Annotated in this window: 18 protein-coding genes; 5 read left to right on the top strand and 13 right to left on the bottom strand. The window is 67.4% G+C overall.

Annotation, left to right across the window (positions count from 1 at the left end):
• Positions 1 to 16: 16 nt before the first annotated feature.
• Positions 17 to 1,498: an aldehyde dehydrogenase gene (locus AC1DWT_RS11265; protein WP_477920608.1), complete on the bottom strand. Its 1,482-nt coding sequence runs from the start codon at positions 1,496 to 1,498 to the stop codon at positions 17 to 19.
• A gap of 263 nt (positions 1,499 to 1,761) precedes the next feature.
• Here AC1DWT_RS11265 and AC1DWT_RS11260 point away from each other — a divergent pair, with 263 nt between their 5' ends.
• Both AC1DWT_RS11260 and AC1DWT_RS11255 read left to right on the top strand, forming a co-directional pair.
• Entirely contained in the window at positions 1,762 to 2,937 is a 1,176-nt protein-coding gene (locus tag AC1DWT_RS11260) for a CaiB/BaiF CoA transferase family protein (RefSeq protein WP_072944527.1), read from the top strand.
• Between the two features lie 52 nt (positions 2,938 to 2,989).
• The gene (locus AC1DWT_RS11255) at positions 2,990 to 3,883 is read left to right on the top strand and encodes an HpcH/HpaI aldolase/citrate lyase family protein (RefSeq protein WP_206013771.1); all 894 of its coding nucleotides are present in this window, start codon (positions 2,990 to 2,992) and stop codon (positions 3,881 to 3,883) included.
• Between the two features lie 55 nt (positions 3,884 to 3,938).
• Here the strand turns inward: AC1DWT_RS11255 and AC1DWT_RS11250 are convergent, their stop codons facing one another.
• Together AC1DWT_RS11250 and AC1DWT_RS11245 are read right to left on the bottom strand one after the other, a co-directional pair.
• The gene (locus AC1DWT_RS11250) at positions 3,939 to 4,865 is read right to left on the bottom strand and encodes an alpha/beta hydrolase (RefSeq protein ID WP_206013770.1); all 927 of its coding nucleotides are present in this window, start codon (positions 4,863 to 4,865) and stop codon (positions 3,939 to 3,941) included.
• 39 nt (positions 4,866 to 4,904) lie between these two features.
• On the bottom strand, positions 4,905 to 5,831 hold the full coding sequence (locus AC1DWT_RS11245; protein WP_143051442.1) for an alpha/beta hydrolase: 927 nt from the start codon (positions 5,829 to 5,831) through the stop codon (positions 4,905 to 4,907).
• A 197-nt stretch (positions 5,832 to 6,028) separates the two neighbouring features.
• On the opposite strand from AC1DWT_RS11245, the gene AC1DWT_RS11240 reads away from it, so the two are divergent.
• Positions 6,029 to 6,895 (top strand): helix-turn-helix domain-containing protein, encoded by an 867-nt coding sequence (locus AC1DWT_RS11240; RefSeq protein WP_072944533.1) that lies wholly within the window; start codon positions 6,029 to 6,031, stop codon positions 6,893 to 6,895.
• A 27-nt stretch (positions 6,896 to 6,922) separates the two neighbouring features.
• Here the strand turns inward: AC1DWT_RS11240 and AC1DWT_RS11235 are convergent, their stop codons facing one another.
• A complete protein-coding gene (locus AC1DWT_RS11235; protein WP_206013769.1) occupies positions 6,923 to 8,062 on the bottom strand; it encodes a low temperature requirement protein A in 1,140 nt (379 codons plus the stop codon).
• The gene (locus AC1DWT_RS11230; protein ID WP_072944535.1) at positions 8,059 to 8,370 is read right to left on the bottom strand and encodes a DUF2255 family protein; all 312 of its coding nucleotides are present in this window, start codon (positions 8,368 to 8,370) and stop codon (positions 8,059 to 8,061) included. Before AC1DWT_RS11230 ends, AC1DWT_RS11235 begins: the two co-directional genes overlap by 4 nt.
• Before the next feature lie 201 nt (positions 8,371 to 8,571).
• On the opposite strand from AC1DWT_RS11230, the gene AC1DWT_RS11225 reads away from it, so the two are divergent.
• Together AC1DWT_RS11225 and AC1DWT_RS11220 are read left to right on the top strand one after the other, a co-directional pair.
• On the top strand, positions 8,572 to 9,744 hold the full coding sequence (locus tag AC1DWT_RS11225; protein WP_072944537.1) for a CaiB/BaiF CoA transferase family protein: 1,173 nt from the start codon (positions 8,572 to 8,574) through the stop codon (positions 9,742 to 9,744).
• Between the two features lie 66 nt (positions 9,745 to 9,810).
• Positions 9,811 to 10,530: a nitroreductase gene (locus AC1DWT_RS11220; protein WP_206013768.1), complete on the top strand. Its 720-nt coding sequence runs from the start codon at positions 9,811 to 9,813 to the stop codon at positions 10,528 to 10,530.
• A 4-nt stretch (positions 10,531 to 10,534) separates the two neighbouring features.
• On the opposite strand, the gene AC1DWT_RS11215 is transcribed toward AC1DWT_RS11220, so the two are convergent.
• The 8 genes from AC1DWT_RS11215 to AC1DWT_RS11180 form a co-directional block, all read right to left on the bottom strand.
• Complete coding sequence (locus AC1DWT_RS11215) at positions 10,535 to 11,230, bottom strand: helix-turn-helix transcriptional regulator (protein WP_206013767.1); 696 nt, start codon at positions 11,228 to 11,230, stop codon at positions 10,535 to 10,537.
• Between the two features lie 38 nt (positions 11,231 to 11,268).
• The gene (locus tag AC1DWT_RS11210) at positions 11,269 to 12,675 is read right to left on the bottom strand and encodes an MmgE/PrpD family protein (protein ID WP_206013766.1); all 1,407 of its coding nucleotides are present in this window, start codon (positions 12,673 to 12,675) and stop codon (positions 11,269 to 11,271) included.
• A gap of 129 nt (positions 12,676 to 12,804) precedes the next feature.
• Complete coding sequence (locus AC1DWT_RS11205) at positions 12,805 to 13,614, bottom strand: IclR family transcriptional regulator (RefSeq protein ID WP_241031363.1); 810 nt, start codon at positions 13,612 to 13,614, stop codon at positions 12,805 to 12,807.
• A gap of 32 nt (positions 13,615 to 13,646) precedes the next feature.
• Positions 13,647 to 15,137 (bottom strand): aldehyde dehydrogenase family protein, encoded by a 1,491-nt coding sequence (locus AC1DWT_RS11200; RefSeq protein ID WP_206013765.1) that lies wholly within the window; start codon positions 15,135 to 15,137, stop codon positions 13,647 to 13,649.
• 95 nt (positions 15,138 to 15,232) lie between these two features.
• Positions 15,233 to 16,255: a zinc-dependent alcohol dehydrogenase family protein gene (locus AC1DWT_RS11195; protein WP_338051166.1), complete on the bottom strand. Its 1,023-nt coding sequence runs from the start codon at positions 16,253 to 16,255 to the stop codon at positions 15,233 to 15,235.
• Positions 16,252 to 18,219: a hydantoinase B/oxoprolinase family protein gene (locus AC1DWT_RS11190; protein ID WP_206013764.1), complete on the bottom strand. Its 1,968-nt coding sequence runs from the start codon at positions 18,217 to 18,219 to the stop codon at positions 16,252 to 16,254. The genes AC1DWT_RS11195 and AC1DWT_RS11190 overlap by 4 nt, the downstream gene beginning before the upstream one ends.
• 5 nt (positions 18,220 to 18,224) lie before the next feature.
• Positions 18,225 to 20,264, bottom strand: coding sequence for a hydantoinase/oxoprolinase family protein (locus tag AC1DWT_RS11185; protein WP_206013763.1), 2,040 nt, complete (start codon positions 20,262 to 20,264; stop codon positions 18,225 to 18,227).
• 14 nt (positions 20,265 to 20,278) lie between these two features.
• A complete protein-coding gene (locus AC1DWT_RS11180) occupies positions 20,279 to 20,497 on the bottom strand; it encodes a hypothetical protein (protein WP_206013762.1) in 219 nt (72 codons plus the stop codon).
• Positions 20,498 to 20,653: the final 156 nt, after the last annotated feature.

The raw sequence follows: 20,653 nt of genomic DNA, 5'->3' as shown, positions 1-20,653 counted from the left end.
TTTCGGTAGATCTGGGTCAGGAGAGCGAACCGAGCAGGCCGCCCGGGATTCCGTAGGACTTGAGCTCGACGTAGGCGTCGAAGCCCTCGAGGCCCGCCTCGCGGCCGATGCCGCTGTTCTTGAAACCGCCCATCGGGGCGCTGAAGCCCGCCGGGTTCCCGTTGACTTCGATTGTGCCGGTGCGGATGTGGCGTGCCACAGCCAGCGCATGTTCGGGGTCGGCGGCGAACACCGATCCGTTGAGGCCGTATTCCGAATTGTTGGCGATGTCGATCGCCTCGGCCTCGGTGTCGAACGTGTGCACCGTGAGAACCGGGCCGAAGATCTCCTCCTGCGCGATCTTCGCGGCAGGGTCGACGTCGGTGAAGATCGTGGGCTCGACGTACCAGCCGCGGTCGAGACCGTCGGGACGTCCGCCGCCCACCAGCAGGGAGGCGCCGGATCCCTTCGCGTCGTCGATGTAGCCCTCGACTCGGGACCGCTGATTGGCGCTGACCATCGGGCCGATTTCGGTGGCGGGGTCGAACGGGTCGCCGACGGGCATCGACTTGATCAGGTCCACCAGCCGGTCGTGGAGTTCGTCGCGGCGCGAGCGCGCCACCACGATCCGGGTCTTGTTGCTGCAGACCTGGCCGCTGTTGCGCAGCGAGACCGCGCGGATGGCGGCGACTGCGGTGTCGAGGTCGGAGTCGTCGAGCAGGACGGCGGCGGACTTGCCGCCGAGTTCGAGGGTCACGCGGCGCAGGTCCTGGCCGCAGAGTGAGGCGATCCGACGGCCCGCGGCCGTCGATCCGGTGAAGGAGACCTTGTCGATGCCGCGGTGGCGCACGAGGTATTCGCTGGCCTCGCGCCGTGCGGGGACGATGTTCAYGACGCCGGCGGGGAGACCGATCTCGTCGAGGATGTCGGCGAGCAGGTAGGCGTCGAGCGGGGTCTCGGGGGAGGGCTTGATGACCATGGTGCAGCCCGCCAGCAGCGCCGGCGCGAGCTTGATCATGGTGATGAGCAGCGGGGCGTTCCACGGCACGATGCCTGCGACGACCCCGACCGGTTCGCGGGTCACCAGCGCGCTGCCGGTTGCGGACGACCGCGTGTCGGCCCATGGGTAGGCGGGGGCGAGGTCCAGGAAGGAGTCCAGGAGCAGGCGCGGTCCGATGGACTGCATCTTCGTGGACAGGGTGATCGGGCAACCCATCTCGGCGCTGACGAGTCTGGCGGCGTCGGCCTCGCGCGCGGCGAGTTCCGCGCTGAGCTTCCGGAGGACCGCGATCCGCTCGTCGAGTGCCATCCTGGGCCAGGGCCCCTTGTCGAACGCCTCGCGTGCCGCGTTCACTGCCGCGTCGATGTCTTCCTCGACGCCTTCCGGGACGCGCGCGACGAGCTCTTCGGTGGCCGGCGAGATCACGTCGAAGGTGCGCTCGGAGGCCGGCAGTACCCACTGTCCGCCGATGAACAGCTTGTCGTACTGCCCCTGCCAAATTTCTGTCTGCACACTCATGGTGCCGCTCCTTCGCTGGTCGATAAGGGGTGGAAGTGGTCCGGATCGCAGGCGGGACCGAGGTGTCCGGCCTGGTGGGCGGAGCCTTCTGCTCGATATGTGAGCTGCACCATGCAAAGTATATAATGTTGCATAGCTCCATGGAAGTGCCTTGCCGTGATCCAGCCGACTGGGAGTCGCCTCGGTGGGGTACCCCGATCCGGCGGGGCTTGACCCCACTGTAAACGATATATAATATTTTGCTGAGACGAAGGCGAGGCAACATGCAGCACAAGCCGCTCGACGGTATCCGGATCCTCGAGATCGGGGGATACATCGCGCTCCCGTTCGGGACGTCGATGCTGTGCGCCCTCGGCGCCGAAGTGGTCAAAGTCGAGCGCCCTGTGGTCGGAGAAGATTTCCGGCGCCATCAGAACGACGCCAGCCCCTACTTCCGGCAGTACAACACCGGCAAGCGCAGTCTGTCGGTCGACCTGAAGTCGGAGGAGGGCGTCGCGCTGGTCAAGGCGCTGGTGCCGCACTTCGACGTGGTGCTCGAGAACCTGCGCCCGGGCAAGGTGGCCGCCATGGGGCTCGGCCCCGACGACTGCCGCGCCCTGCGTCCCGACATCGTGTACGGGTCCGTCACCGGATTCGGCGCCGGTGGTCCGCTGGCCAACCGTCCCGCCTACGACACGATCGGCCACGCCTTCGGCGGTCTGTACTCGCTGTTCAGCGACGGCGACCACCCGCAGCTGGCCGGTGGCCTGAGCGCGGACCTCGTCACCGGTCTGAGCACCGCAACCGGCGTCCTCGCGGCCCTCGTCGGGCGGCTGAAGACGGGTCAGCCGCAGCGGATGGAGACGTCGATCATGGAGGCCGTCAGCGCACTGACCATCGACGGCATCACGCAGTCCTTCGAACTCGGCAAAAACCCGGCCCGCACGAGCCGCCACCCGCAGGCGCAGAACTTCTGCGTCCCGACGTCGACCGGCGAGTACCTGGCCGTCCACCTGTCGTCCTCGCAGAAGTTCTGGCAGTCGCTGTGCCGCGCGATGGACCGCATGGACCTGGCCGAGGACCCCCGGTTCGCCGAATACCGCCCGCGGGAGTCGAACTACTTCGAGCTGGTGCCGATCGTCGAGGCGGAGTTCGCCACGAAGTCGAAGGACCACTGGGAGAAGGTCCTCACCGAGGCCGACGTGCCGTTCGCCCCGGTCCTGTCGATGACCGGTTACCTCGAGCACGAGCAGGTCGAGCACCTGGACCTCGTCGAGTGGCAACCCGACGGCCTGGCCCTGATCCGGCCGCCGTGGACGTTCGACGGCGAGCGCCCGGACCGCGGTGACCGTGCTCCCAAGGTCGGCGCCGACACCCGTTCCGTCGCGGGCGAGGTGCTCCCCGCCGAGAAGATCGACGAGCTGCTCGCGTCCGGCGTCCTCTACGCCGACGAGTCCTGACCCGCTACTTCCCATACCCGCTACTTCCCGTACTCACTACTGAGGAGAGTTCATGAATCCGTACCGTTCCATGCTGTTCGTGCCCGGTCACAAGCCTTCCTGGGCCGACAAGGGGCTGGCCTCCGGCGCCGACGCCCTGATCCTCGACCTGGAGGACTCGGTTCCCGTCGCGGACAAGGACGAGGCGCGTGGCGTCACCGCCGCCACCATCGACCGTTTGGACGCCGAGGGTGTTCGCGCCGACGTGTGGGTGCGGCCCAATGCGTTCGTGACCGGGATCCAGGGCAGTGACCTCGAGGCGGTGATCCGGCCGGGGCTGACCGGTCTGTTCCTGCCCAAGGTCTTCGACGCCGAGGAACTCGTGCGGATCGACGCCGTGGTGTCGCACATCGAGGCCCGGCAGGGGCTCGAGGCGGGCAGCGTGGGACTCATCGTGAGCTACGAGACCGCGGTCTCGATGGCGCATTGCGAAGAGATCGCCACCGCCACCCCGCGCATCTCCAGCCTGCTGGGCGCCACCGGCCCGAGCGCGGACGTCGGCCGCGAACTAGGCTTCGAATTCACCCCGGCCGGCCTGGAAACGCTGTACCTGCGGAGTCGACTCGTCCTCGCCGCCCGCGCAGCGGGCCTGCACCATCCCGTCGCCGGCGTGTGGCAGGACATCAAGGACCTCGACGGTGCCCGCCAATTCTGCCTGGACAACAAGCAGCTCGGCTACCGCGGCATGGTGTGCATCCACCCGTCGCACATCGCCATCGCCAACGACGTGTTCACGCCGTCCCCCGAGCAGGTCGACTTCTACCGCCGCATGATCGAGGCGTTCAAGGTCGCCGAGGCCGCCGGTAGCGCGGCCGTCGACTTCGAGGGCCAGCACATCGACATCGCCCACGTGAAGACCGCCGAGGGCATCATCGCGCAGGCCGAAGCCGTCATGGCCCACGCCTGAGCGGATCGACCGAAGAGCCCCGCATCCGGCAGGATGCGGGGCTTTCGTCGTGGTGTCAGTTCTCGACTGGGCGTGCTGCGAGGTTCTCCCGGAAGAACGGGGTCGCCTCGGCCACGGCCCGGTCGACGTACTTCGGCACGTCGTAGAAGTCCATGTGGGCGCCGCCGTCGACGACCACCAGCTTCTTGGGGCTGCGGACCCGGCTGTGCAGTTCGGTGGACATCCACAGCGAACCGGTTTCACTGCCGGCGACGATCAGCAGCGGTGCCGTGAACAGGTCCTCGACCAGGTGGAACGCGTCGAACGTGAAGATCCGCGAGATGCTCTTGGTGAACAGCTGCTTGTTCTTCGCGTTCGGGTGCTGCGCACGCGGGGTGAGATAGTAGTCGTGCGCCTCGACCAGGTCGCGCGGAGTGCTCTCGTCCGGCTGTTCCGGAACGTACGGGATGTACGCCGGGTCGGCGCCCTGGGCCTCGGCGGTCCGCTGCTGCGCGACTGCCTGCAGTGTCGGCACCGCGGCCGCGTCGGAGTCGGTTCCGTACCATCCGCGCCGGAACGAGGTGCCGATGTTCACGGCGCTGACGGTGGTGACGGCCTTGATCCGGTAGTCGGTCAGGGCCGCGTTCACGGCGTATCCACCGCCGGCGCAGACACCGAGAACACCGATCTGCTCGGCGTCCACGTAGTCCAGGCTCTGCAGGAAGTCGACGGCCGCGCGCACGTCCTCCACTCGCGCTGCCGGGTCCTCGAGGTGGTGAGGTTCGCCGCCGCTCTCACCCTGGAACGAGGCGTCGTAGGCGAGTGCCACGAAGCCTTCTTCGGCGAGCTTCGCGGCGTACAGACCCGCGGTCTGCTCCTTCACACCGCCACCTGGGTGCACGGTGACGACCGCCGCGTAGCTGCTCTGCGGATCGAAGTTGTCGGGCAGAAACAGGTTGCCTGCCATGGCGATCGGGCCGTTGGGGAAAGTGATGCTGTCCATTGCTGTGTCTCCTTCTGGATGGGGTGTTGTCGCGCGTGGTCAGAGGTTGGTGTCGTAGAACGGGATCAGGGCGTCGAGGGCGATCTTGACGGGCTCGGGCTGGTCGTACAGGTCGTAGTGCGAGAAGCCTTCGGCCACGACGAGTTGCTTCTTCTCGGAGCGGGCGCGGCGGTAGATCTCGAGGCCGTGGCGGTAGGAGCCGAAGGCGCCGGGCTTGTCGCCGACGACGACGCACAGCGGTTGGGTGAGAAGCACTTCCGCGTGGGTGAAGGCGTCCCATCCGTATCCCGCTGCCCGACGCGAGATCAGGCTGCGGGTGGCGCCGTTCGGCTTCTCCCCGCGGGACGTCTTGTAGTACTCGGTGGCCTCGACGACGTCGAGGCCCATCCCGGCCGCCGCGTCCACGGTGGGCGGCAGCAGGTTCTCGACGTTCGGTTCGGCGCCGCGGGCCTCGGCGGTGCGCTGCGCGGCGATCGCGTCCAATGTGGCGATCGGGTCGTAGGCACTGAAGGCCTCGTGCAGCAGGTGGCCGAAGTTGACGCCGACGACGCTGCCGACGACCTTGATGCGGCGGTCGGTCTTCGCGGCGCTGACGGAGTATCCGCCGCCGCCGCAGATGCCGAGTACGCCGATGCGGTCGGCGTCGACGTAGGGGAGGGTGACGAGGTGGTCGACGACGTAGCCGAAGTCCTCGACTCGTTGCGCCGGGTCTTCGATGAATCGGGGTTCGCCGCCGCTGGCGCCCTGGTAGCTGGCGTCGAATGCGATGACGACGTAGCCGGCGTCGGCGAGGGCGGTGCCGTACACGTTGCCGGACGTCTGCTCCTTGCAGCTGCCGATGGGGTGTGCGCTGATGATGGCCGGGTATTTGTTCGTGTTGTCGAATCCTGGCGGGAAGTAGATGTCCGCCGCGATGTCCCAGTACGGGGTCGTGACGCTGACGGTCTCGATCCTCTCCGTGGTCATGAACTGATTTCCCTTCGTCGTCCGCCGGAGCCCGACGGTCTGAATCTCACTGCATCCTGAATGTCACTGCGTCATGGACGATTTCCTCGACCCGCAATCACCACTCTGCTGCGATCCGCGGGGCCGTACCAGAGGCCGGTTATCGGGGGTACCGGCAGCCTCTCCCACGGGCCGTCGGAGGTCCCTAGGCTGCAGGTATGGAGATCGCCAAGGAGATCAAGGACTTCCTGACGACCCGTCGCGCACGCATCACGCCCGACCAGGTGGGCCTGCCCGCCGGTGGCCGGCGTCGGGTCGCCGGGCTACGTCGCGAAGAGGTCGCACTGCTCGCCGGAGTGAGCGCGGAATACTACGTACAGATCGAACGCGGCGGCGTGTCGGGCGTGTCCGACGAGGTGCTGGACGCCATCGCGACCGCGCTGCGACTCGACGACGAGGAGACGAAGCACCTGTTCACCCTCGCCCGCGCCGCGGCCACGAAGCCCCGCAAGCGTAAGCCCGCCCGCGCGCGCGTCGAGATGCCGGAGCCGGTCCAGGCGCTCGTCGATGCGATGATCACCGCCCCCGCCGTCGTGCAGAACGGTCACCTCGATATCGTCGGCGCCAATGCGCTCGGTCGCGCGCTGTACGCCGACGTGTACGACCGCGTGGACGGCGCGCCCAATCTGGCCCGGTTCATCTTCCTCGACCGCCGCGCCGACGAAACGTTCCCCGACTGGAACAACGCGGCCGACGACGCCGTCGCGATGCTGCGGGTGGAGGCGGCGCGGTCGCCGTATTCGGCGGCGGTCACCGGTCTCGTCGGCGAGCTCGCCACCCGTAGCGACGAGTTCCGCACTCGCTGGGCGGTTCACGACATCAAGGCGCACCGGCGCGGAACGAAGCGGTTCCATCATCCGGTCGTCGGCGACCTGACGCTGCGTTTCGAGGCGCTTGAGGTGGCCAGCGCGGCCGGCCTCACCCTGTACGGATTCACCGCGGCGCCGGGTTCCTCCTCCGAGGAGGCTCTCCGCCTGCTGTCCAGTTGGATCGCCACCGAAAGCTCGGCACATCAGCATTCATGACATTCGTGAAGGACGGCAACGGCGAGTTCAGGATTCGCTCGGCGACGCGTCCCTGGTGAGGGTCACGGCCACCGCGAGGAGTATGAGGACCAGTGCGAGGACGACGGCGTAGGACGGCAGCCAGTACGCCGCGGCGGAGGCCGATCCGAGCACGGCGGCGCCGACGGCGCGCAGAACCCAGCCGGTGTGGGTGGTGAGCCGGAAGTAGATTGCGTGCGAGAGCAGGTAGATCGCCGGACCCGCGAGCATCAGCACGCCGCCGACCCCCGCCCGGTCGTCGCCGGCATGGGCGAGCACCAACTCGCTGCCCGCGGCGAACATGACGAGTCCGGTGACCACGCCGTAGATCACGTTGATCCCGATGTGCACGGATCGGATGGGGTTCCCGGTGGCGGCGATATGACTTTCCACGAGCTGTTCGGCGCGCCCGAAGTAGACGGCCCACAGGCAGACGAGCGCGACGAAGCACCCCGCCGCCAGCGCAAGCGTCAGTGCGTCGGAATGATGGGCGGCAATCACACGTCCCAGGGTCAGGACCGTCTCGCCCAGCAGGATGATGAGGAACAGTCGCATCCGCTCGAGCATGTGCTCCGCGTCGAACGGAAGTTGCTGCGTCTGCGTGCGTCCGCCCGGCAGCGGGTGAGCGCTCCAGGTGCCGACGAGATCGACGAGCGCGGCCACCGCCCACAGCCACAGGCGCCATTCCGGGTCGAGTGCGGCGCCGGCCACCCAGAACGGCGCCGAGACCGCGAACCAGATCAGCACGTGCAGGAAGTGCAGGCGGAGGCTGGGCGTCGGGGCGGTGGCCGCCGCGTAGATGGTGGGGCCGATCAGCGCCAGTAGCATGGGAACGACGAAGAGCCAAGGGCTTTCGTCGAATGCGTGCCCGATGCCCGCGTTCATGAACAGGCCGAGTCCCATCACCGTGACCGTCACGGCCCGGGTGGCCGTGCGTTCGATGTCGAGGAGCGTGACCTCGAACGTGGTGAACGCCCAGACCCCGCACACCGCAACGAGTGCCACGAGAGCTTCGGCGGCGCCGTGCCAGGTCAGGTGGTCGACGAGATGGTGCGTGAGCTGACCGATCGCCAACACGAACACCAGGTCGAAGAACAGCTCGAGCGGCGAGACCTCACGGTGGGTGCTGCGCGCGTTCCTGGCCATCATGGATTCCTCCTCGGCGCCCGAATCCTATCCGGCGGCGTCGAGGCGAAAGGTCGTTTCGGCGGCGGTGTCGGCGACCATCGGTTCCAGCGCGGCGGGCCGGCTGCGGTACTTGGCGCGGTGTTGTTCCGCATCGCGTTGCGGTACCAGCCGCCGTCCGGGCCGAACGCGGACCGGACGTAGAGGTCGTCGGCGACGCGCACGACACAGATCGGTATCCAGCGGCGCAGGGAGCCGTCGCGCCGATAGCTGCTGATGTGCAGTTCCTCGGTGTGGCCGATCGCGTCGAGTTGCTCGCTGTGCCATGCCATGTCGTCATCTCCTGATGTCGGCGATCCGTGATCAGAGGTCAAGGCGGTTGCGGCGCGGGAAGGAGAGGCTGTGGGTACCCCTGTAGCCAGGGTCTCCCACGAGACTGCGGCGGCCGGCAGGGTGAGGTGGGTCCGGCCTTGACAGAACCCGATCCACAGATAATGTATTATATTGTCACTTGAACTCACGGAGGCATACCCATGCAGCACAAGCCGCTCGACGGGATCCGCATCCTGGAGATCGGGGGTTACATCGCCCTTCCGTTCGCCACGTCGATCCTGTGCGCTCTCGGCGCAGAGGTCGTGAAGGTGGAGAAGCCCGTCGTCGGGGAGGACTTCCGTCGCCACCAGAACGACGGCAGCCCCTACTTCCGCCAGTACAACACCGGAAAGCGGAGCCTGTCGATCGACCTGAAGCATCCCGAAGGCATCGCGCTGGTCAAGGCCCTCGTGCCGCACTTCGACGTGGTCCTCGAGAACCTGCGGCCGGGCAAGTTGGCGGCGCTGGGCCTCGGACCCGACGAGTGCCGCGCGCTGCGATCCGACCTCGTCTACGGGTCGGTGACCGGGTTCGGCTCGGGTGGTCCGCTGGCGAGCCGCCCCGCCTACGACACGATCGGGCATGCGTTCGGCGGTCTCTACTCCCTGTTCGGCGACGACGCCCGGCCCCAGCTGGCCGGCGGGCTCAGTGCGGACCTGATCACCGGACTGAGTACGGCCACCGGCGTCCTCGCGGCGCTCGTCGGACGGCTGCGCACCGGCGCGCCGCAACACATGGAGACGTCGATCATGGAGGCCGTCAGCGTTCTGGCGACCGACGGGATCACGCAGTCCTTCGAACTGGGATACGATCCGAGCAGGCAGAGCAGGCATCCGCAGGCGCAGAACTTCTGCGTCAAGACCGCCACCGGCGAGTATCTGGCGGTCCACCTGTCGTCCTCGCAGAAATTCTGGCGCTCGCTGTGCACGGCGATGAACCGGATGGATCTCACCGAGGATCCCCGCTTCGCCGAGTACCGCCCCCGGGAGTCGAACTACCACGAGCTGGCCAAGATCGTCGAAGCCGAGTTCGAGCAGCAGTCGCTGCAGCACTGGGAGGATGCCCTCTCCGCTGCGGACGTGCCGTTCGCCCCAGTGTTGTCGATGACCGGATTCGTCGAGCACGAGCAGGTGGAATGGCTCGAACTGGTCGAACGGCAGCAGGACGGGCTGGCGCTCATCCGGCCGCCGTGGCGGTTCGCGGGCGAACGCCCCGATCGGGCGGGCACCGCGCCGCGGGTCGGCGCCGACAGCCGCGACGTCGCCTCGGAGGTGTACTCCGCCGAGCAGATCGACGACCTGGTGCAGGCGGACGTTCTGTTCGTCGAACCCTGAGCCTGACCGGTGCCCCGACCCGGGACGCGCATATTCCGTATTCGAACAACGATGGGTGAGTGATCGATGACTGCCGATGTATCGACCGACGGCATCGCGGTGGGTCCCGTCGACGATGAGTCCGCCGTGCTGGAGAACCTGCTGGCGACACGGTGGAGTTGCCGCGCGTTCGAGCCGCGCGAGGTTCCGCGCCCGCTCATCGAGCGCATGTTCACGCTGGCGCAGAGGTCCGCGTCGTGGTGCAACACGCAGCCCTGGCAGGTCATCGTGACCAGCGGTGCGGGAACCGAGCGATTCCGGGACGGTCTCGCGGAGTACGCGAGTGGGCACGGTGCCGCCTTCGAATTCGATCCGCCTGCGGAGTACCGCGGGGTCTACCGCGACCGGCGCCGGGCGAGCGGGTGGCAGCTGTATCAGGCCGTGGGAGTCGAACGCGGTGACCGTGCCGCGTCCGCACGCCAGTCGTTCGAGAACTTCCGCCTGTTCGGCGCCCCGCACGTCGCGATCATCACGACCGATGCCGAGCAGGGCGTGTACGGCGCGGTGGATTCCGGGCTCTACCTCGGCACCCTCCTGCTCGCGGCGCGGAGCCTGGGGATCGCCACGATCCCGCAGGCCGCCCTGGCGAGCCAGTCTCCCTTCATCCGTGAGCATTTCGGTATCGCGGACGACCGCAAGATTCTGGTGGGGATCTCCTTCGGCTACGCCGACCTGGACCACCCGGCGAACAGCTACCGGACGGCACGCGCGTCGCTCGACGAGGTCGTCACCTGGCAGGACCGATAGCGCCCTATTCGGTTGCCGTGGAGGGTGTATCGGTTGCGGTCATGATCGCAAGCAGTTGCAGAGCCTGCTCGGACGGTGACTGCGGTTCTGCGGTGTACCCGACGAGGGACAATCCGTCCGCACCGGTGATGTCGAAGACGTTGTAGGTCAGCGACAGGTCGCCGACGTCCGGATGCCGGAACTGTTTGACACCGTGCCGATGAGCCTTCACGTTGTGGGCGGCCCATCGGGTGCGGAATTCTTCGCTCCGAGAGGCGAGTTCGCCGACGAGTCCGGTGACGACTGTCGAGTGGGGCGAGTGTGCGGCCTCCACCCGCAGCAGGGCCACGGCGTCGTCGGCCGCGGTGTTCCACTCCGGGAACACGCCGTCGGGGATCTTCCGGTCGGCCCGCCGCGGGGCCCGCGCGGCACCCGTCGTGGTGCCGGCGGCCCGCACGAGGTCGAACAGGTGCGCCGTTTCTTCCTCGGTGAGCCGCAGTGCCCGGGCGACGGCGTGGAGAACGTCGTCGGAGACTCCGGCGACGTTCCCGCGTTCGATCTGGGTGTAGTACTCGATGCTGACACCGGCCAACTGCGCGACCTCTTCACGCCGCAGGCCCGGTACCCGACGTCGCCGGCCGGGTGGCAGGCCCACTCGCTCCGGGGTGATCTTCGCCCGCCGGGTCATCAAGAACTCTTTGACGTCCTGGGCGATGTCCATGGATCCACAGTAGGAACAGGACCGGGCGCCGGGAAGGGTCAGTTACCCGGCGTCAGCGGCAGGAGCAGGGAGGCGACGACGTCGTCCACCTTGTCGAGGTACAGCACGTCGTGAATCATCGTGTCGACCACCTGCTCGTCCAGCGGATATACCGAGTACGGCACACACTTGCGGAACTTGTCGACGAAGTCCTGCTCGCTGAACGGGTTGTTCGGGTGCCCCTTGACGTAGACGTGTTCGGTGGTGATCGTGCGGCCGTCGCGCAGCGTGGTCGTGAGCCGTGCGCCCCAGTCCGACACGGACGGGTCCTCGGCGACGGAGATCCTCGACATCAGCTCTCGGACGTCCTGACGTTGCCGTGCTTCGTCGGTGTAGGACTGCACGAAGACGCTCTTGTCGATCGCGGCGGTCGCGACGGCGTACGGGAGGCTGAACTGACATTCGGGGACGGTCCGCGGGTGCCACTTCACGTTGGTCGGCTCGCACACGGCGCGCCAGCCGGAGGTGGAGACGTCGATGTGGACGGTGGCGATGTCGTCGGGGCCGAAGCCGTGCGTGCGCATCTGATCCAGGATGCCGTCGATGGAGGAGTGCGAGAAGTAGCAGGCGCTGTACCCCTTGGTCGTGATGTTCGTCGACTCCCAGCGTTCGCCCAGATCCCGGGTGAGTGGCTCCGCGTCCGTCTCCCAGCGAGCGGTGCGCAGGTATCCGTTGGGTCCCGTCAGCACCTCCCGGCGGGGGCCGGTGATGCCCTTCTCCGCGAGGAGGCAGGCGGTGATCGCCGATTGGCAGACGAGGCCGTGGTGCACCCGGACCATCAGGGTGGCCGGTGCGTAGATCGCCATCGTGTGAGGCTGGGTCATCGTGCGGGCGATGCCCTGGGCATTCTCCAGTAGTTCCTGGGAGAAGCCGAGGAGTTTGCCGATGGCGGCGACAGCGCCGAAGATGTAGTGGCCGCCGCAATCGTGGGACTTCACGGCGGTACTGATGACCTTGTAGGCCGAGCCCACGCGGATGAGCGTCTCCTGGCCGACGACCAGCGCCGTCAGGAATTCCTTCCCCGTGACGTCCGGCCGCAGCCCGGTGGCCGCCAGCAGACTGGCCACGATGTATTCGCTGATGTGCCCTGCTTCCTCGTGAAGATCGCCGCAGTCCATCGCCCGGGGCATCGGGCCGATCGCCAGTGCCGCCTCGGCCGCGGGAACGCGGCCACCGTAGAACGGCAGCACCGACTGCGGTGCGCCGCCCTTGTCCTTGACCAGATCCACGATCGCCGGGATCCCGTCCATCCCGGAGCCGCCGATCATCACGGCCATGCAGTCCAGCAGGGTGTGCTTGGCATGCCGGACGACCTCGGCGGGGAGATCGTCGTAGTCGGTCTGCACCGCCATCCGGCACAGGGTGCTCATCGGATCTTCCGAGTTCTGGATCGCGAACTTCGTCATGTCGTCCCTCTTCCGCGTCGAGATGTCGCTGCCGGCAACGCAAGTCGGCGTCCCGGTTCATGTCAGAAGGTCGCGCATGTCCCGGCTCGGGGATAGGGGGATTCTCGCCTACCGAGAAGACGAGTCCGGTCAGGGCACTTCCGTCGCGTGCCGGATCTGCTGCTTCAGCAGCGTCAACCGTGGGCCGTCGGCGGTGCGCGTCGCGCGGGAGATACCGAGAGCGGTGGCGTGCAGCGCGGGCAGCAGGGTCGACGGCGCGTCGGCGCCGAACGCGGTCGTGACCGACAGTGCGCCGATCGCGGTGCCGTCGTCGGCGAGAATCGGCACGGCGACCGCCGTCGAGTCGGGGGAGATCCAGCGGCGGGCGACGACGTAACCGGTGCGCAGGGTCTCGTTCACGATCCGCAGCAGTTCGGCCCGGTCGACGACGGTGTGCTCGGTGAATCGGGTGATCTTGCCGGTCGCCAGGATGTGCTCCCGCACCTCCGGCGGAGAGAACGCGACCAGAACGATGCCCGGGGACGACGCCAGTGCGGGAAGCCGCACACCCGGCTGAGTCACGTTGGTGACACTCGGTTGCCGGGTCGACAGCGTTTCCAGGTTGAGGACGTCGTTGCGGTCGAGTACCGACAGCAGGGTGGGGGCCTGCACCGCCGACCGCAGGTCCTCCATGTACGGCAGGGCGACCTCCCGGAGCGTGAGCGCACTCGACGACCGGGCCACCACCTCCCACAGGCGTGTGCCGATCCGCAGCCTGCGGTCGGGGTCGCGTTCGAGGAAACCCACGTCGACGAGTTCGGCCACGATCCGATGCGCCGACGGCATCGGGATCGCGGTCCTCCGCGCGATCTCCGACGCCGTCAGTGAACCGCCTGCCCCCTTGAACGACTCGAGCACCTGCACGACCCGCTCGATCATCGATTCATTCCGCGGGGGCATCGGTCCTCCTCCATGGCACCTGCCTCAGGGCGCTAGTCGAGGTTGATGTAGACGGCCTTCGGGTAGAGATAGCCTTCCACGTGTTCTTTCGCTCCCTTCCAGCCGTACCCGCTCATCTTGGTGCCGCCGAATCCGATGGCCGGGTCGAGGACGCCGTAGCAGTTGACCCAGATCGTTCCGGCCTTGATGTTCTGCGAGACCTTGTGTGCCGTGGACAGGCTGCGGGTCCAGACACCGCCTGCCAGGCCGAACGGGGTGTCGTTCGCGAGCCGCAGTGCGTCGTCCATGTCGTCGAACGGGATGACCGACGCGACGGGTCCGAAGATCTCTTCCCTGGCGATCGTCATGTCGTTCGACGCGCCGGAGAACACGGTCGGCTCGACGAAGAAGCCCGATGCCAGTTCGCCGCCGAGGCGTTTGCCGCCGCTCGCCAGGTGCGCGCCTTCGCCGCCGCCGACGTCGATGTAGTGCATGACCCGATCGAGCTGCCGTTTCGAAATCAGCGGACCCAACTGGGTATTCGGGTCGAGACCGTCTCCCACGCGGATGGTCTTGGTGAACTCCTGCATCCGTTCGACGAACTCGTCGTGGATCGAACGCTGCACGAAGATCCGTGTGCCGGCGACGCAGACCTGGCCGCTGTTGGTGAACACGCCCATCGCGGCGCCGGGCACGGCCTTGTCCAGATCGGCGTCGGCGAAGACGATGTCGGGCGATTTGCCACCCAACTCCAGTTGCAGGCGTTTGAGGTTGCCGGCCGATGCGCGGACGATGGTCTGCGCGGTGCCGATCGATCCGGTGAACGCGATCCGGTCGACGTCCCGGTGTTCGGCCAGGGCCTGGCCCGCGTCGGCGCCGTACCCGGTCACGACGTTGATGACGCCCTCGGGCACGCCGGCTTCCATCATCAGTTCGGCCACCCGCAGCACCGACAGGGAGGCGTCCTCGGCGGGTTTGAGGACGGCGGTGCATCCGGTGGCGAGTGCCGGGCCGAAGATCCACCACAGGCCGATCAGGGGCCCGTTCCAGGGGATGATGCCGCCGACCACTCCGACGGGGGCGAGGGACTTGAGGGTGAGGAAATCCCCGGGCAGCGAATTCGGGGGTGTCGCGACGGTCGCGGCGTCGCATTGGGACGCGAAGAATTGCAGCACCTGCGAGGTCCACTCGGCGAGTCCGGTGGTCCGCTTCAGCGGCGCCCCCATGTCCAGCGTCTCAATCATCGCCAATTCGTCGAAATTGTCGAGGATGACGTCGTGGATCTTCAGGATCAGCTTGCGGCGCTGATGCGGAGTCCACCGACTCCATTCGCCCTCGAAGGCGCGGCGGGCGGCCGAGACGGCGAGGTCGATGTCCGTCGCGTCGCCGCCGGCGATGCGGCAGAGTACCTGCCCCGTCGCCGGATTGACGGTGTCGATCTGCCGGCCGGAAGTGGCGTCGACCCACTTCCCGCCGATCAGATTCTTCTTCGATCCCTGGATGAAAGCGGGGACGGTGAGCGATGTTTCGTCTTGGGTGAGCAACTCGTTCTCCTCCTCCCGTCTCGGCGGCGGGCCGAAACAGTCGTGGTCGGCCGGTCCGGCCGCGGGCTTCGTCGATGCGGTGACCTGTGCGGGTGTCAGAATTCGAAGACTCCCTTGCCGTCGGATTGCTTGTCGAACCACTCGTACGCCTCGGTGGCCTGGTTCAGCGACCAGCTGTGGGTGTACAGGTCGTCGATGGGAAGCCCTTGCTCGACGATGAATTCGGCGCAGCGCCGCTGCTGGATCGTGGACATCGTCCAGGACGTCATGATCGTCCACTGCTTCTTGTACTGCTCCTCCGTCCGGAAGTGCACCTCGCCGGGGAGTCCGATGAAGCACGCCCGTCCCCACTTGCCGAGGACGCTCAGCGCGTCGGCGCCCGCCACCCCGGATGTTTCCAGGATCATCTCCACGCCCTTGCGGCCCGCGAGATCGGCGATCGTCGCGGACAGGTCGACGTCGGCCGAGTTCACGACCGCGCTCGCGCCGAACTTCCGTGCGCGTTCCAGCCGCGAATCGTTGACGTCCACCGCGATGACCCGGGCGCCGAGCGCCGAGGCGAGCATGGTCCCGGACAGCCCGACCGGGCCCTGCCCGAACACGACCAGCGATTTCCCGCCGACGTCGCCGAGCCGCATGAGACCTCCCCACGCCGTCCCGGTGCCGCAGCCGATCGCGGCGCCCGCCTTGTAGCTGAGGCCGTCGGGGAGCGGCAGCAGAGTCCGGGCAGGCACGACGGCATACGGTGCATGACCGCCGTGGGTGGTGATGCTCATCGTCTGGGCGTTCCCACGGTCGCACATCTGCGGCCATCCGGAGCGACACTGCTCGCACACGTCGCAACCCCAGTAGTGGTGGATCATGACGCGGTCGCCGACGGAGGCCGTGTCGGGCGACACCCCTTCTCCGACAGCGTGTACGTCACCGCAGGGCTCGTGACCCTGGATGGTGTCGGCGCTCCCGCCGAAGGACACCGCGCTCCGGTAGAAATGGAGGTCGCTGCCGCACATTCCGGACGCCCGCATCCGGACGACCACTTCTCCCGGCCCCGGTTGCGGTGCCGGGAAGTCCTTGAGAACGACGCTGCCATCCCCCGGAAAAGTGATTCCCTGCATCATCGACCTTCTTCCTCGTTGCGGAGCGCTGCGGTGGCCTGCACATCGACGCGCAGCCCTTCGGGATCGGACTTCGGGTCGCCGATCACGACGACGCCGTAATCGCGGGCGGCACCGGCGACGCTGACGTATTCGTTGCGCACGTCGGCGAGCACGCGTTCGGGGTCGCGGGCGAACGGGTCGCCCCAGCCGCCGCCGCCGTTGGTCAGGCACCGCAGGATAGAGCCGGTCTTCGTCTGCCACACTTGCCGACTGGCGAAATAGTGGTACTCGCCGTCGACCGGGTCCAGTGTCTTCGTCTCGGGGTCGAGCACTCCGGCGACGGGGACGCTGTCCGCGTAGACGTCGGGTGTGGTGCCCAGCATGCCCGGGCTGTCCGCGCCGTCACGCGGCGGGAAGATCCAGATGGCGCCGTTGGGTCCGGGTTCACCGCCGTTCGCGCCGACTCCACTCGGGACCTTGGTGCGGAACGGCGACAGGTAGTGGCTGCCCTCGCTCAGCCAGAGCGTGTCCTTGAGGTTCGCGGCACCACCGCGGAACGTGCCGGGACCGCCGGTGTCGATCGCGTGTTCCTTGCGCAGCATGACGACCGGGGAGTCGTGCTCGATCGTCTCGGTGGCGGGGTCGAGGTTGTTGAGGAAGAACAGGACGGTGTAGCTGTCGCCGTCGCCTTCCTTCGTGGCCCCCCACGGCCCGTGCTCGCCGCCGCACTGGGTGGCGCTCGTCCACGGGGTTCCGTCGGCGGTCACGCCGGACGCGTTGTGGGTGTTCGTGGAACCGTAGTCGCCCGCGACACCCTTCTCGCCGAGGGCCGGGTTGAGCGCGTCGAAGACGGCGGAGACGACGGCGCCCGACGCTTCCCAGAACATCATGATCCCGCCGTCGGGCGGCAGGGACGACACCAGCGTGCCCGGCGGGGTGGCGAGGTCGATGTTGCGCCAGGTGCCCGAGGTGAACGGCACCTCGGGGTCCAGCAGCATTGTCAATGCCACGCCGACAGCGGTTTTGGCGTCGAGCACCCCACAGTTGATGCACGTGCGAGCCTGCGGCGAGGTGCCGGACAGGTCGACCTCGATGTCCTGGCCGTGCTTGCGCAGCGTCACCTGCACCGTGTAGTCGACGCTGTCGTCGAGGCCGTCTGCGTCGATCAGCGAAGAGCCGGTGTACTCGCCGTCCGGCACGAGTGCGATGGCGTCGCGCATGCGCTCGGCGGACGTGTCGCAGGCGTACGTCAACGTCCCCAGATAGGCGTCCAGACCGTAGCGTTCGATGTTCTCGAGCACGAGTCGCTCGCCGAGTGCGAGTTGCTGGTAGATGCTCTTGAAGTCGGGCAGCAGCATCCCGCCCCACCGGGTGTTGTCGAAGATCAGGCTGAACGTCGAGCGCACCGGTTCGTCCTTGGACCACAACAGCATCGGCGGAATGACGAGACCGTTCTCGTACACGTTCGCCTTCGTGGCCGAGAATCCGCCGGGCACGGTGCCGCCCATGTCGAGTTGGTGGGCGCGCATGTTCACGAACGAGACGATCCTGCCGTCGACGAAGACCGGGCGGATGAAGCACACGTCGTTGACGTGGGTTCCGCCGCGGTACGGGTCGTTGCAGATGAGCACGTCACCGGGGGAGAGGTTTTCGGGCCCGAACTCTTCGACGACGTTCCGTACGGCGTCGCCGAGTGTGCCGAGGAAGACCACGAGGCTGTTGCTGACCACGGCCATCGGATAGTTGTGATCGGGTGGACCGCTGATGGTGCACGCGAAGTCGTACCAGTCGCGGATGATCGGCGAGAACGCCTCGCGCATGAAACCGGTGGACATGTGCTCCACGGTGTACCGCAGCCGGTTGAGGATCACGGCCGCGGTGAAGCGATCGCAGCCGTAGGCGTCGGTGAACGTGGAGTCGGAGATGTCGCGCAGTCGAGTCGGTTCGGCGCCCGCAGAGGCGGGTGTCGCTTCGAGAGTGGTCATGGGATTCACTTCCTCCGGATGATCAGTTCGCCGTAGCGGCCGACGGTGGCGCGCTGCCCGGCTCCGATGTGCGTCGTCGAGAGTCCTTCGTCGACGATGGCGGGCCCTTCCAGAATATCTCCGGCGCAGAGGTTTTCGCGGTCGTAGACGTCGGCCTGCTGTGCGCCCTCGCCGTCGGCGTCGATGTCGCCGAGGTAGCGCAGTACCGTCGTCCGGACCGGCTGAAGGGGTTCGTCGCCGCGCTGCGGAGCTTCGGGGTAGTCGACCTTCGGGGTGTCCAGGACCGCCCGCACCCGGAACGTCACGCCCTCGACGGGCATCGCCTCGAATCGGTTGCCCGAACGGTTCTCGTACGTGTCGTGGAACGACTGGACGATGGTGGTGATCGCGTCGGCGTCGATGGTGCCGTCGGGAACCGGCACGAACGGTGTCTCCCAGCTCTGCCCGGCGAGGTGGGCGTCCATGCTGCGATGGAACGTCACGCCGGTGCCCTCGTCGAGGCCCTCGCGCAGTTGCGATTCCATCTCGCCGAACAGCGCGTCGATGGTCGGTGCCGCATCGGGGGTGAGGATCATGTACGCGCTGCGGTTGGCGGTGAACACCTGGTCCGCGGACAGCAGACCCAGTGCGGAGAACAGGCCGGGATACGGTGGCACGATCACCTGCTTGCAGTGCACCGTGTCGAGCACCGCGGGCAACAGCATCGGCCCGGCGGCGCCGAACGCGACGAGGCTGTAGTCGCGCGGGTCCACACCGTTCTTGATCGCGACGTTGAACACGCCCTCCGCCATGTTGTTGACGGCCATTTCATAGGCGTAGCGAACCTTCTGCGCCAGCGTGAACTCCGAATCGAGGTCCTCGAACGCCTGCCGGGACAGCGCCGGATCGAGGTCCACCGCGCCACCGGCGAACCGGCTGGGATCGATGATGCCGATCATCAGGCACGTGTCGGTGGTGGTCGGCTGGGTGCCGCCGCGCCCGTAGCAGGCCGGTCCGGGGGAGGATCCCGCGCTGTCCGGGCCCACCTGGATCTCGCCTGCGGGGCCGATCGCGACGATGCTGCCGCCGCCGGCGCCGATGCTGGAGATGTCGTTCGCCAGGGCGTTGACGACGAGGTCGTGCTCGAGTTCGAAGCTGGTGTTGACGAACGGTTCGCCCGCCGTGACGACGCTGATGTCGATGGACGTGCCGCCGACGTCCGCGCAGAGCAGGTTGTTCTCGCCGATCAGCCCGCCGAAGTGTGCACATCCGACGGTGCCGGCGGCGGGCCCGGAGAAGACGATGCGGAAGGGCAGTTCCATCGCACGTCCGGACGGGACGAGGGTGGCGGCGCAGTCGGCGAAGTTGAGTTCCCCGCTGAAGCCGAGGTCCGCGAGTCCCTTCTCCAATTTGGCGGTGTAGTCGGTGTAGATGATCTTCATCAGCGTGTCGATCACCGTGGTCGAGGCCCGTGCGTACTCCTTGGCGAGCGGGGAGACATCACTGGAGATCGAGCAGGGCACGTCGCCGAGGACCTCGCGGACCAGTTCGCGCAGCCGGACCTCGTGCGCCGGGTTCACGTACGCGTTGATCAGACAGATCGCGACACCGGTGACGCCGCAGCGCCGGAGCACGTCCAGTTCGGCGCGGGCCTGCGCTTCGTCCAGTTCGAAGAGCACGCCGCCGTCGGCCGTGATCCGCTCGTGGATGCCGCGCCGCAGGTACCGCTGGACGAGCGGCCGGGAGGCGTCACCGAAGCTGCGACGCCAGCGCGAGTCCAGGATGGCGTGCGCCGGGCGCCACACCCGCCCCATGTCGAGGATGTCGCGATGACCCTCGGTCGTGAGAAAACCGATCTTGGGCAACCGCCGGGTGATCACCGCGTTCAGGCCGTGCGTGCTCGCGTGGTTGAACACGCTCGCGTCCTCGACGCCGAGTGCCGCGGCGCCCTCGAGGACGGGTCCGAACACCTCGGTGTAGTCGGTGGTGACCTTCGCGGTCTGGATCTTGCCGTCGCGCAGGGCGACTACGTCGGTGAATGTTCCGCCGACATCGACTGCAATCATCGTGGAATCCTTCGTCAGAGCAGGTCGGTGAGAAGTTGGATGGGCCCGAGCCGGGACCACGGGGAGCGGTCCAGGGACAGCAGGCACTGCTGGCATTTGACGACCTGGAACCAGCCGCCTTCGGATACCACGGGGTAGCGGCGGAGTTCTTCAGCGCCGCATCGCGGGCAGTGGCCGTCGACGGGGGTTCGTTCGAGAACCGGGGTGGGTGGGCTGTCGTGTTCTTCGGACATGGTGGGCACAACTCCAGGTGCTCTCGGAGACGGGAGCGCAGGTGCGCTGGTCGTCACGACGCTATGGGGGTGGGATCTGCGTCACAATCCTTCTGGCGAAGGCCGGCATCCACTTTCCGAACGCCGCACGCGGTGCTCATCCGCGGCTACCTGCAG

This window comes from Rhodococcus sp. P4_B6, assembly GCF_056402215.1.
This window is presented reverse-complemented; position numbering and strand designations above follow the sequence as displayed.

Coding starts and splice junctions, on each gene's coding strand:
- AC1DWT_RS11260 (WP_072944527.1), top strand. CDS start 1,762: ATGCAGCACAAGCCGCTCGACGGTATCCGGATCCTCGAGATCGGGGGA.
- AC1DWT_RS11255 (WP_206013771.1), top strand. CDS start 2,990: ATGAATCCGTACCGTTCCATGCTGTTCGTGCCCGGTCACAAGCCTTCC.
- AC1DWT_RS11250 (WP_206013770.1), bottom strand. CDS start 4,865: ATGGACAGCATCACTTTCCCCAACGGCCCGATCGCCATGGCAGGCAAC.
- AC1DWT_RS11245 (WP_143051442.1), bottom strand. CDS start 5,831: ATGACCACGGAGAGGATCGAGACCGTCAGCGTCACGACCCCGTACTGG.
- AC1DWT_RS11240 (WP_072944533.1), top strand. CDS start 6,029: ATGGAGATCGCCAAGGAGATCAAGGACTTCCTGACGACCCGTCGCGCA.
- AC1DWT_RS11235 (WP_206013769.1), bottom strand. CDS start 8,062: ATGATGGCCAGGAACGCGCGCAGCACCCACCGTGAGGTCTCGCCGCTC.
- AC1DWT_RS11230 (WP_072944535.1), bottom strand. CDS start 8,370: ATGGCATGGCACAGCGAGCAACTCGACGCGATCGGCCACACCGAGGAA.
- AC1DWT_RS11225 (WP_072944537.1), top strand. CDS start 8,572: ATGCAGCACAAGCCGCTCGACGGGATCCGCATCCTGGAGATCGGGGGT.
- AC1DWT_RS11220 (WP_206013768.1), top strand. CDS start 9,811: ATGACTGCCGATGTATCGACCGACGGCATCGCGGTGGGTCCCGTCGAC.
- AC1DWT_RS11215 (WP_206013767.1), bottom strand. CDS start 11,230: ATGGACATCGCCCAGGACGTCAAAGAGTTCTTGATGACCCGGCGGGCG.
- AC1DWT_RS11210 (WP_206013766.1), bottom strand. CDS start 12,675: ATGACGAAGTTCGCGATCCAGAACTCGGAAGATCCGATGAGCACCCTG.
- AC1DWT_RS11205 (WP_241031363.1), bottom strand. CDS start 13,614: ATGCCCCCGCGGAATGAATCGATGATCGAGCGGGTCGTGCAGGTGCTC.
- AC1DWT_RS11195 (WP_338051166.1), bottom strand. CDS start 16,255: ATGATGCAGGGAATCACTTTTCCGGGGGATGGCAGCGTCGTTCTCAAG.
- AC1DWT_RS11190 (WP_206013764.1), bottom strand. CDS start 18,219: ATGACCACTCTCGAAGCGACACCCGCCTCTGCGGGCGCCGAACCGACT.
- AC1DWT_RS11185 (WP_206013763.1), bottom strand. CDS start 20,264: ATGATTGCAGTCGATGTCGGCGGAACATTCACCGACGTAGTCGCCCTG.
- AC1DWT_RS11180 (WP_206013762.1), bottom strand. CDS start 20,497: ATGTCCGAAGAACACGACAGCCCACCCACCCCGGTTCTCGAACGAACC.